12 protein-coding genes are annotated in these 11,655 nt (G+C 62.7%); 11 read left to right on the forward strand and 1 reads right to left on the reverse strand.

All coding sequences use genetic code 11. The features are described 5' to 3' along the window. From B4E36_RS14000 to B4E36_RS14050, 11 genes are all read left to right on the forward strand, one after another. Positions 1–873 (forward strand): deoxyguanosinetriphosphate triphosphohydrolase (locus B4E36_RS14000; protein ID WP_345900481.1); only part of this gene is annotated, 873 nt, incomplete at its 5' end. 57 nt (positions 874–930) lie between these two features. Then, on the forward strand, positions 931–2,691 hold the full coding sequence (gene argS, locus B4E36_RS14005) for an arginine--tRNA ligase (protein WP_345900482.1): 1,761 nt from the start codon (positions 931–933) through the stop codon (positions 2,689–2,691). A gap of 57 nt (positions 2,692–2,748) precedes the next feature. Then, positions 2,749–4,986 (forward strand): SPOR domain-containing protein, encoded by a 2,238-nt coding sequence (locus tag B4E36_RS14010; protein WP_345900483.1) that lies wholly within the window; start codon positions 2,749–2,751, stop codon positions 4,984–4,986. 113 nt (positions 4,987–5,099) lie between these two features. Beyond that, entirely contained in the window at positions 5,100–6,119 is a 1,020-nt protein-coding gene (nagZ, locus tag B4E36_RS14015) for a beta-N-acetylhexosaminidase (RefSeq protein ID WP_292051513.1), read from the forward strand. A 2-nt stretch (positions 6,120–6,121) separates the two neighbouring features. Continuing rightward, positions 6,122–6,943, forward strand: a complete 822-nt coding sequence (locus B4E36_RS14020) for a ScpA family protein (protein WP_345900484.1) — start codon at positions 6,122–6,124, stop codon at positions 6,941–6,943. After that, positions 6,940–7,635 (forward strand): SMC-Scp complex subunit ScpB, encoded by a 696-nt coding sequence (gene scpB, locus B4E36_RS14025; protein ID WP_292051508.1) that lies wholly within the window; start codon positions 6,940–6,942, stop codon positions 7,633–7,635. The genes B4E36_RS14020 and scpB overlap by 4 nt, the downstream gene beginning before the upstream one ends. A gap of 57 nt (positions 7,636–7,692) precedes the next feature. Then, complete coding sequence (locus B4E36_RS14030) at positions 7,693–8,802, forward strand: ABC transporter ATP-binding protein (RefSeq protein ID WP_414673761.1); 1,110 nt, start codon at positions 7,693–7,695, stop codon at positions 8,800–8,802. 18 nt (positions 8,803–8,820) lie between these two features. Further along, positions 8,821–9,036 carry a twin-arginine translocase TatA/TatE family subunit gene (locus B4E36_RS14035; RefSeq protein WP_018063014.1) on the forward strand — a complete coding sequence of 72 codons (216 nt, stop codon included), beginning with the start codon at positions 8,821–8,823 and terminating at the stop codon, positions 9,034–9,036. Positions 9,037–9,076: 40 nt separating this feature from the next. After that, positions 9,077–9,631: a Sec-independent protein translocase protein TatB gene (tatB, locus tag B4E36_RS24340; protein ID WP_414673762.1), complete on the forward strand. Its 555-nt coding sequence runs from the start codon at positions 9,077–9,079 to the stop codon at positions 9,629–9,631. Then, entirely contained in the window at positions 9,628–10,446 is an 819-nt protein-coding gene (gene tatC, locus B4E36_RS14045) for a twin-arginine translocase subunit TatC (protein ID WP_292051499.1), read from the forward strand. Before tatB ends, tatC begins: the two co-directional genes overlap by 4 nt. 559 nt (positions 10,447–11,005) lie before the next feature. Next, positions 11,006–11,329: a hypothetical protein gene (locus B4E36_RS14050; protein WP_292051496.1), complete on the forward strand. Its 324-nt coding sequence runs from the start codon at positions 11,006–11,008 to the stop codon at positions 11,327–11,329. 42 nt (positions 11,330–11,371) lie between these two features. On the opposite strand, the gene B4E36_RS14055 is transcribed toward B4E36_RS14050, so the two are convergent. Beyond that, positions 11,372–11,655: hypothetical protein (locus tag B4E36_RS14055; RefSeq protein WP_345900485.1), on the reverse strand; the 284-nt coding region annotated here is incomplete at its 5' end.

Consider the following 11,655-nt stretch of genomic DNA (forward strand, 5'->3'; position numbering starts at 1 on the left):
CATACCGGCGAGGATGCGCTGCACGAGAAGATGGCGGCCTATGGCGGCTTCGATCATAATGCGCAATCGCTCAGGATCGTGACCAAGCTGGAGCGCCGCTACGCCGAGTTCGACGGCATCAACCTGACATGGGAGGCGCTGGAGGGACTGGTCAAGCACAACGGCCCCTTGCAGGATGCTGATGGGAAGGGCATTGGCGGGCCGGTTCCGCAGCCGATCCTCGATTATTGCGCCCGTCATGATCTCTGGCTTTCGACCCATGCCAGCATGGAGGCGCAGGTGGCCGCGATCGCAGACGATATCGCCTACAACACGCACGATATCGATGACGGGCTGCGCTCCGGCTATCTGAGCTACGACATGCTGGAGGAGGTGCCGTTTCTGGCCGGCCTGATGTATGAGGTGCGCGATCGCTATCCCGGGCTGGAATCGAGCCGGTTCACCAACGAGATCATGCGCCGCCAGATCACCGCCATGGTCGAGGACGTGATCGGCGTCGCGCAGGAAAACCTGCGCACGGTCGCGCCGCAATCGGCCGATGAGGTTCGCCGCGCCGGCATGACGCTGGCCACCTTCTCGCCGGCGATGGCGGAGATCGATCGCCAGATCAAGAAGCTGCTGTTCCACCATATCTATCGCAATCCGAATATCATGGTGATCCGAAAGGGCGCGGCCCAGATCGTGACCGACCTCTTCGACGCCTATATCGACGACCCGAAGCTGATGGGCGAGCATTCGTGGAGCGAGGGGATCGAGCGGCTGGAGCCGGCCCAGCTTGCCCGGCATGTCGCCGACTACCTTGCCGGCATGACCGACACCTACGCCTACAACACGCACCTCCAGTTGTTTGACCATACCCCTGATTTACGGTAGGAGCCCGGCAAACTGCGCCCTTTTGCGCCGGTCGCGCGGCGGCGGATGGAAATTGACATGAACCTTTTTACCGATTTCGAACAGAGACTGAACGAACAACTGCTGACGATTGCCGAAATCGCGGAAAAGCGCGACACGCTGGATTTCACCCGCATCGTGGTTGAGCCGCCGCGCGACCCGAGCCATGGCGATATTGCCGTCAACGCCGCGCTGGTGCTGTCCAAACCGCTTGAGACCAAGCCGCGCGACCTTGCCGAAAAGATCGTCGCCGCGCTTGAGACCGATGAGGATATCGCCGAGCTTTCGATCGCCGGCCCGGGCTTCATCAATATCCGGTTCTCGCCGCGCTACTGGCAGCGCGTTCTGCTTGCCCTGGTCCGTGAAGGCGAGGATTTCGGCCGCAGTGAAATCGGCAAGGGTCGCAAGATCAACGTCGAATATGTCTCCGCCAACCCGACCGGGCCGATGCATGTCGGCCATTGCCGCGGCGCGGTGGTGGGTGACACGCTCGCCAATATCCTGGATTACGCCGGCTTCGCGGTGACCAAGGAATATTACATCAACGATGCCGGCGCGCAGGTCGATGTGCTCGCCCGCTCCGTGTTCCTGCGCTACCGCGAGGCCTTGGGTGAGGAAATCGGCGACATTCCCGAGGGGCTTTATCCGGGCGATTATCTGGTGCCCGTCGGCGAGGCGCTGAAGGCGGAATTCGGTCCGTCGCTGCATAACCTGCCGGAAGACCAGTGGATGCCGATCGTCAAGGACCGGGCGATCGACGCCATGATGGAGATGATCCGCGCCGATCTCGCCGCCCTCAACGTCACTCACGAGGTGTTCTTCTCCGAGCGTCAGCTTCATGCCGATGATGCCGCGGCGATCCGTTCCGCGATCAACGATCTCACCTTCAAGGGCCATGTCTACAAGGGCACGCTGCCGCCGCCGAAGGGGCAGGTGCCCGAAGACTGGGAGGACCGCGAGCAGACGCTGTTCCGCTCCACCGAGGTGGGCGACGATATCGACCGGCCGCTGATCAAGTCTGACGGCAGCTACACCTATTTCGCCGCCGACGTCGCCTATTTCCGCGACAAATACGAGCGCGGCTTCGACGAGATGGTCTATATTCTCGGCGCCGACCATGGCGGCTATGTCAAGCGGCTTGAGGCGCTCGCCAAGGCGGTGTCCGGCGGCAAGGCGAAGCTGACGGTGCTGTTGTGCCAGATGGTCAAGCTGATGCGCGGCGGACAGGAGCTCAAAATGTCCAAGCGCTCCGGCAATTTCGTGACGCTGCGCGAGGTGGTCGACGAGGTCGGCCGCGATTCCGTGCGGTTCATGATGCTTTACCGCAAGAGCAGCGAGCCGCTCGATTTCGACTTCGCCAAGGTGACCGAGCAATCCAAGGACAATCCGGTATTCTATGTCCAGTATGCGCATGCGCGCTGCATGTCTGTCCTGCGGCAGGCCCAGGAGAACTTCCCGGGACTGGATATTTCACAAAAAACACTGGAAGATGCGGTAAAGCAGGCGACTTACGAGCCGGAAGAACTTAGAGTTGTAGCCAGGCTTGCGGAATATCCGCGGGTAATCGAATCGGCGGCGATAATGCGCGAGCCGCATCGGCTGGCGTTTTATCTCTATGATTTGGCGTCGCAATTCCATTCCCACTGGAACAAAGGGAAGGAAAAGCAGGAGTTACGCTTTATTAATGAGAGTGACAGACAATCAACGATTGCGAAGCTCGGACTCGTATCTTCTGTCGCTGCCGTATTGCGTTCCGGACTGGCTCTCACGGGAACCGACGCGCCGCAGGAAATGCGTTAGGTCCACCTGCACTCTCCCGTCGGCCTTGTGGCCGATGGCAGCATTGGTGGTTTGAAAATGGCAGACAAGAACAAGCCGGGTAGCGGCGATAATGGCGGCTTTGACGGGGATGATCCCTTTGCCGAACTGGCGAGGCTGATCGGCACGTCCGACAATGAGCCGCCGCGCCGACAGGAAGGTCCGTATCCGCCGGAAACGGCGGATGACCTGACGGACGAACTGTTGCGCGAGTTCGACAGCTTTCCCGCTCCTTCCGAACGGTCCGAGCCGCCGTCGCGCCACGCGGCCGAGCCGTCCTTCGCGCCGGAAGAGGCGGAACGCTACGACGAGCCCCAGGCCTTCGAGCCCGAGGAAAAGCCTGCTTCGATCTGGGACAGCATGCCGGCCGAGCCCGCGCCCGAGGAAGAGCAGCCGGATGATTTCGCCAGCTTCGAATTGCGCGGCTCGCTTGGCGGATACGAGCCGCAACAGCCGCGGCAGCCCTATGAAGCGCCGGGCATAGACGAGCCCGCTGCATCAGCGCCGTCCTATGAACCGGAGTCGAGTTACCCGCCGGAACCGGAATACGAGCCGGCCCCCCCGTACCAACCGGAACCGGCTTACCAGGCAAAACCCGCATACGAGCCGGAGCCAGAGCCGGCGGCGGTGCATGATGATCAGGAGCTCGATCTCGACCTCGACGAGCTTGCGCTTGAGCTTTCGGAAATCGAACTGGCCGACGAGGGGCAGGGGCCGCTGGATGACGTCGCGGCAGGCGGCGACGACAGTGACGGCGATTTCGATCCGGCGGCGCTGATTTCGACAGAGGAGCCGCCCGCGCCGGTTGACGAACTCGACCTGCCGCCCATGGGCGATGACGAAGTCGTGCCGGCCCGTGCCTCCGCCGAACCCTATGAATTCGATCTCGATGAAGAGCTTGCCGATGTACTGGCGAGCCAGCCGGCTCTGATCGATCCGCTGCAAGAGGCGCCCGCTCAACCGGACCTGCCCGAGGAGCTTGACTATTATGGCGCGGCGCAGGGCGAGGCTTATGACGAGCCCCTCAGGCAGGCCGTTCCGCCGCAGGCTGGCTACAACGAGGCTGCGGAGGGCTTTGAGAACGCGGCCGATGAGGACTATTACGACTTTGACGATCGCGAGCGCCGTCCGGGCCTGCTGCCTGCGACCTTCCTGGGGGCAGGGCGCGTCGCCCTGATCGGCATTGCCGCGGTTGCGCTGGCAGTGCTGTTCGTGTTCGCGGGCATGCGCTATTTCGCCGGCGACAGCGGCGGCGAGCCGGTGGTCATCACCGCGGATAATTCGAGCGTCAAGGAAGCGCCGGAGGATCCGGGCGGCGAGGTCGTCCCCAATCAGGACAACGCCGTCTTCAATGATGTGTCCGGAACGCTGGCCGAAGCGCCGCGCCAGGGCAGCCTGATCGCCTCCGACCAGGAGCCGACCGATGTCGAAAGCGTCGCGCCCAATCCGCTGGCCGGCAGCGCCGCGAGCGGTACAGCCGATACAGGCGGTCTCGAGCCGCGCAAGGTCAGAACCATGATCGTCAGGCCGGACGGCACGCTGGTCGAACGCGACGCGGCCGAGGCCAGCTCTTCGCCCTCATCCGGGGTCAGAAGGATCGAGACCCAATCCGCGCTGCCCGATGAGAACGGTCAGCTTGTCACCTCCGTGCCGCAGGACAGTGCGGCTGCCGGTGCGAGCGATGAGACCGCTGCGTCTTCGCTGGCGCCCCCGTCATCGCAGGCAACGACCGAAGCGCCAGCGTCTGGAGCGTCGGACGAAACGGCAACGCCGCCTGTTACCGAGCCTGCCACCGTGGCTGACGCCGCTGCTCTGGATGCCGGCGATGCGACGGAAGAGCCGGCCGCCACGGAAGAGGCGGTACAGGATTTCGGCATCGCCAATGTGCCGCTGCCGACGCCGCGGCCTCCGGGCGGCGCGCCCGCGCGCGTTGCCGCCGCCAGCTCGGCTCCTGCGGCTAGCCCGGCGCCCGCCGCTGCGACGACGGCAACCGCGCCCGCCGCGGCAGCGTCGCAGCCGAGCGCGCAGTCGACATCCGCCTATGCCATGCAGATTGCATCCCTGCCGTCGGTGGAGGAGGCGCAGCAGGCCTATCGGCGGCTCAACGCCCAGCACCCTGCGGTGCTCGGTCGGCGACCGGTGGAGATCGTGCCGGCGACGATTGCGGGCAAGGGCACGTTCTACCGGGTGCGCATCGGCGCCTCCAGCCTTTCCGAAGCGCTTTCGCTGTGCGAGCGCTACAAGGCGGAAGGCGGAAGCTGCTTCGTTCCGCGCTGATTTTTATCGCAGGGCTTACGAAACCGGCGCTTTTGCCGTGCAGAGCCGCACAAAATTGTGCATGAATGAAGGGCCTTGTTCGTGCTCTGGTCCCGATCTCTTATGATTCGCTCATGACAGAAGCTCTGAAAGCCATGATTCTCGGTTGCGCCGGCGCCCGCCTCAGCGCCGAGGAGAAGGCATTCTTCCGCGCGGAACAGCCCTGGGGCTTCATCCTGTTCGGCCGCAATGTCGAAACCATGGAGCAAGTGAGGGCGCTGACGGCGGAGCTGCGCGATGCGGTCGGCCGCAATGCCCCGGTGCTGATCGATCAGGAAGGCGGAACCGTCCGGCGTCTGCGCCCGCCGCTGGTGCGCGACTATCCCGCTGCCTCGGTGATCGGGAAGCGCTATGCTGCCGCTCCCGATGAGGCGAAAGAGGCGGCCTATGCCTGCGGGCGGCTGATCGCGGCGGACCTGATGTCGGTTGGCATCGATGTCGACTGCGCCCCGGTGCTCGACATGCCGCCGGAACCCGATACCGGCTTCATTGCCAACCGCGCCTTCGGGTCGGACCCGGAGCAGGTGCGGATTCTGGCGCAGGCCATGGCCGACGGGCTGAAGGCCGGCGGCGTGTTGCCGGTGATCAAGCACATGCCGGGCCACGGGCGCGGCCTTGCCGATTCCCATATCGGCCTGCCGGTGGTCAAAGAGCCGCTGGCGCTGCTTGCCGAACGCGATTTCCGGCCGTTTCGCGAAATCACCGGCATTTTGATGGCGATGACCTGCCACGTGCTGTTCGAGGCGGTCGACGCCGAGAACCCGGCCTCTACCTCCGCGAAGGTGGTCGATCAGGTGATGCGCGGCTCGATCGGTTTCGACGGGCTGATCATCTCCGACGATATCTCGATGAACGCGCTGGCCGGCGATATCGGCGAACGCGCCCGGGCTGTGGCGGCGGCCGGCATCGATATCATTCTGCACTGCAACGGCAAGATGGATGAGATGCGCGCCGTTGCCGATGCCGCCCCGGCGCTTGCCGGCGCGGCGCTGATCCGCAGCGAACGGGTGTTGGCAGGCCGACCCACGGCCGATGACGCCGATCTCGATGCGCTGTCGCGCCATCTCGATGCCCTTCTTCAGGCCGGGAGCTGACCATGCAGGATAGCTTCTTCCCTGATAGCGAGAACACGACCGTCGAGGTGCGCGCGGCGGGTGAGGCGGTGCTGGTGATCGATGTCGGCGGTTTCGAAGGGCCGCTCGACCTGCTGCTGCATCTGGCGCGGACCCAGAAGGTGGATCTTGCCCGGATCTCGGTTCTGGCGCTGGCCGAGCAATATCTCGCCTTCATCGAGAGCGCGCGCCGCATCCGCATCGAACTGGCCGCCGATTATCTGGTCATGGCCGCCTGGCTTGCCTATCTGAAATCGCGGCTGCTGATTCCCAAAAGGCCGAGCGATCAAGAGCCGTCGGGTGAGGATATGGCGGCAACGCTCGCCTTCCGCCTGAAGCGCCTGGAGGCGATGCGCGATGCCGCAAGCCAGCTCATCAACCGCAACCGGCTCGACCGCGATGTCTTCCGCCGGGGCGCGCCGGAACATATCCCCGATGAAACCGGCTCCAGCTACATGGCGACGCTTTACGAGCTGCTGGACGCCTATGCCAATATGCGCCAGCGCGCGGCGGTCAGCGAGGTGACGATCGCCCTGCGTCATGTCTGGTCGCTCACCGATGCGCGCGAGCTCTTGCAGGGGCTGATCGGCGAGATCGGCGAATGGACGGCGCTCGACCGCTACCTGCTGCGCTATCTCACCCGGCCGGAGGATCTGCGCACCGCGATCGCCAGCACCTTCGCCGCCTCGCTTGAACTGGCGCGCGAGGGCAGGCTTGACCTGAGGCAGGACGAAGCCTTCGCGCCGCTGATGATGCGGCGTGGCAGAAGCAGGAGCGAGCCCTTCACCGGCGAGGCCGCCGAATGAGCGAGCCCGAGGACAACGAAGAATCGTTGAGCCCGGAACGCATGCTGGAGGCCGAGCGGATCGCCGAGGCGCTGGTTTTCGCCTCCGCCGAACCTGTGAGCGAGGCCTATATCGCCGAGCGCATTCCCGACGGGGTCGATGTGGCCGAGCTGATGGCGGGCCTCGCCGAACAATACCGCAATCGCGGCGTCAATCTGGTGCGGGTCGAGGACCACTGGGCGTTCCGCACCGCCGCCGATCTCTCCTTCGTCATCCATCGCGGCGAGCGCGAGGCGCGCAAGCTCACCCGCGCCGCGCTCGAAGTGCTGTCGATCATCGCCTACCACCAGCCGGTGACCCGCGCCGAGATCGAGGAAATCCGTGGCGTTCAGACCTCCAAGGGCACGCTCGACGTGCTGATGGAGGCGGGCTGGGTCCGTTTTCGCGGACGCCGACGCACGCCCGGCCGCCCGGTGACCATGGGCACGACCCGCAGCTTTCTCGATCATTTCGGCCTTGAGGAAATCCGCGATCTGCCGGGCCTTGAGGAGTTGCGCGGGGCGGGGCTCTTGTCTGGCCGGATACCCCCCGGCTTCCAGATCCCGCTGCCGCTCAATGACGACGAAGACCTCACCGATGACGAGGAGCCGCTGGATGCCGCCGACCTCGAGGATCTGGGGCTTTTGACACCGGGCGGTAAACATGATGAATAAGCTCTAGAAAAAGCCGTCGCGCCGATGTATGGCGAGGCAAAACGTTCTGGAGCGGCGATGAATTTTGCCCGGCGCCCTGTAGCCGAAAGCGGTCAGACCGCGCGGCTCGGTTTCGAAGATATCCGCCACGGCTATGGCCAGGGCGACGTCGTCAAGGGCGTGTCGCTGTCTGCCGCGCCCGGCGAGGTGCTGTGCTTGCTGGGGCCGTCCGGTTCGGGGAAAAGCACGCTGCTGCGCATTGCCGCGGGCCTTGAACAGCCGCATCACGGCCGGTTGCTGATCGATGGCGTCGAGGTGACCGGGCCGTCGACCTTCCTGCCGCCGGAGCGGCGCGGCATCGGGCTGATGTTTCAGGATTTCGCGCTGTTTCCGCATATGACGGTCGCCGACAATGTCGCCTTCGGCCTGCAACGCCTGCCAAGAGCGTCACGGCAGGCCGCAGTCGGCGAGGCTCTTTCGCGCGTCGGGCTTTCCGGCTACCGCGACAAATATCCCCATATGCTGTCGGGCGGCGAACAGCAGCGGGTGGCGCTCGCGCGCGCCGTCGCCCCGCGCCCTTCCGTGCTGTTGATGGACGAGCCGTTTTCCGGCCTCGATTCGCGGCTGAAGGATCAGGTGCGTGCTGAAACGCTGGCCGTTCTGCGCGAGACCGGCGCAACCGTCATGATCGTTACGCACGACCCCGGCGAGGCGATGGGCGTAGCCGACCGGATTGCCTTGCTGAAGGACGGACATCTGGTGCAGACGGGCACGCCGCGCGCGCTGTTCTCCCGACCGGAAAGCCTTTTCGCCGCGTCTTTCTTCTCTGAAATCAATCGTTTCGAAGGGAAAGTTGAAGCGGGAAAGGTTGAGATTCCGTTCGGCAACCGTCCGTTGGCCGCCGCCATGCCAGACGGCCCTGTCACGATCGCGATCCGCCCCGGCGATATCCGTCTGAGCCAGGAGGCGACGCTTTCCGGCCAGCCGGCGGAGGTGCTCGAACGCCGCTTTCTCGGCACCCAGGAATTGTTCCGGCTGAGGATCGAGGGCACGCCGCATGTTGTCGACGCCAGCGTTTCCGCCGGCGCGATCGGCGAGGGGGCGGCGCGGGTTTTTGTCGAAGTCGACGATCAGACTATTTTGGTATTTGAAAATCGCGAGCAAACGCCTTACACCAGAGACACCTAAGTAACAGGAGATTTGGTTATGGGTAATCTCGGTATCTGGCAGCTGCTCATCATTCTGGCGATTGTCGTGCTGCTTTTCGGCCGCGGCAAGATTCCCGAACTCATGGGTGATGTCGCCAAGGGCATCAAGAGCTTCAAGAAGGGCATTTCGGACGACGACGAAAAGCCGGCGGAGAAGGACAAGACCGTCGAGCACACTGTTGACCACAGGGCAGACGAGACCAAGCAGGGCTGATGCCGGGCAGCCGGCAACGGCTGGCCGCAGGAGAATGTGAATGCTTGACATTGGCTGGACCGAGCTTTTGGTCGTGGCGATCGTGCTGGTCGTTGTCGTCGGGCCCCGCGAACTTCCGCATGTGCTGAGGACCTTCGGCAAGACCATGACGAAGTTTCGGCGCATGGCGTCCGACTTCCGGTCACAGATGGACGATGCGCTGAAAGAGGCGGATATGGAAGACGTCTCGACAGCGATCCGGGACGTCAGAAGAATCAATCCCGCCAACCAGTTGCGCGACGCGATCAATCCCCTGCGGCAGACCGCGCGGGATATCGACAACGATCTCAAAAAATCGACCGCGCTCGATAACAAGCCAAAGCCCAAAGCCGATGGGCCGGAGCTGAAGAAGGCGTCCTATCCCACGCCCGGCACAAACCCCGATGTCTCGCCCGTCAACGCATTCGACAAGGCGGCGGCGAAAAAGGACGAGGCTGCACCGGCGCTGGTCTCGAAGCCCCGGGACGAAAAGCTTGTCAGCCACAGGCCCGGCTTCAAGGCCGCGCCCAGGCCGGTCAAATCGAAATCGTCCGGTGGACGCAGGAGCGGGCGATGAGCGTAAAGAACGATATCGACGACAAGCCGCAGCCGCTTGTCGAGCATCTGATCGAGCTCAGAAAGCGCCTTGTCTGGTCTCTGGTCGCTTTCTTCCTTGGCTTTCTGCTCTGTTTCGCCTTCGCCAAGGATCTCTTCAACATTCTGGTCCTGCCCTATAAATGGGCGGTGATCTGGTCCGGACATGATCCGGAGAAGATGCAGCTCATTTATACCGCGCCGCAGGAATTCTTCTTCACCCAGATCAAGATCTCGTTGTTTGGCGGCCTGCTTCTGGCGTTTCCGGTGATCGCTTTCCAGGTCTACAGCTTTGTTGCGCCCGGTCTTTACCGGAACGAGCGTTCGGCCTTTCTGCCGTTCCTGGTCGCATCGCCGATCCTGTTCATCCTTGGCGGCGCCATCGTCTATTTCTTCCTGATCCCGGTGGTCATGCTGTTCTTCCTTGGCATGCAGCAATCCGCAGGAGAGGGGGAGGTGGCGATCTCGCTGCTGCCGAAGGTTTCGGAATATCTCAGTCTGATCATGTCGCTGGTGCTGGCCTTTGGTCTGGTGTTCCAGCTTCCGGTCGTCACCACGCTGATGGCGCGCGTCGGACTTGTCTCGTCGGAATGGCTTGCCAAGCAGCGCAAATTCGCGATCGTGATCGCCTTCATCATCGCCGCCGTCCTGACCCCGCCCGATCCGCTCTCGCAGCTCGGTCTGGCGCTGCCGACCGTGCTTCTCTACGAGGTCGCGATCTATGCGGCGCGGATTGTCGAGCGCAAGCGCGTCGAAGCGGCGGAGGAAGACAGCGCTTCGGAAGAGGACGAGGCTTAAGACACCTCTGGCAGAGGGTGAGCCCGCGCCAGCTTGCGCCGCGGGCCGTCCCATCCCCTTTTCTATTGACATCCCTTCGAAGGAAAGGGTCCCTTCTGTTGCTACGGCGTCGGAAGCGCCGTCACCTTTGGCGGGAATTATCGCAATTCATTATCCTGTAGCGTCGCGGGCACGCATTATCTCGGCGGTCGGGATGGCGGCAGTGTGCTTGCTCGACGCAGACCTCTTTCAGGGCCATGGTGCAACAGCATATACCCATCAATGTGCGATCGCCTAAGTTAGCGCTATCTTTGTTACTTTTAGTTACGTGGCGTAACAAAATATAACTAAGTAGTATCGTTAAAATAATCAATTTTGCATTTTTGAGTTTGATGTTTCTATTATTTTATTATTTACTTTCCTCCATGCGGTATCCATGCCGTTGATATGTTTTGGAAGCCGTTCGCAGTGTATCGCGGCGAAGGGAGACGGCCGGTTTTCGCGGATTTTGATCAAGTTTCCCGAAGTCGGATGCCAAACCTACCGCCGTTTGGAAACCTGAACTCTATGGAGAGTGGAAATGACAAACGAGAACATCAAATCCGTGATGACCACAGACGAAACTGAAATCAAGGAGCTGGGCGCTGAGGAATTGCAGGGCGCTGCCGGCGGCGTGGTGGTCCTGCCCGGCCTTGTCCTGTCCGATGGTGCGGCGAACGCTGTGGCAAATGGCGCCGAAGAGGTTGGCACGGCCGTCAAGAATGTGGTCGAAGCTGGCGCCGCGGGTGTCGTTAAAGGAGTGGATTGGGTTGGCGATGCGGCGTCCAAGGCTGGATCGGCGCTTGAGACCGGTGTCGAGGATGTCGCCAAGGGCATCTGGGACGCCTCTGCCGACTGGTGCTGATAGAGATCAGCGGCTCCGAGGTCAAAACCGATGGAAAGGATTTCAATTATGGCTGCGAATGAAAGCAAGATGACCGGCGAAGCCAAAATCCAGGAGCTTGGGCCGGAAGAACTTCAGAACGTATCCGGCGGCAGCATCCTCGGTGATATCGCGGGCATGGCGGATTCGTTTGGGCACGATATCGGCGATCTCGTGAGCGATGTTGTAAGTGACCGGGAGCCCGCTGCCGCAACCATGAAGCAGGCTGATACGGCGAGCGTCCCTTTTCTTCCCAATGAAGGTCCAGGGCCGGAAATCGGGAAATGAGCGTGCAGTGACGGGGATAG

Source organism: Martelella sp. UBA3392, from assembly GCF_002358775.1.
In the GTDB taxonomy this organism is placed as follows: Bacteria; Pseudomonadota; Alphaproteobacteria; order Rhizobiales; family Rhizobiaceae; genus Martelella; species Martelella mediterranea.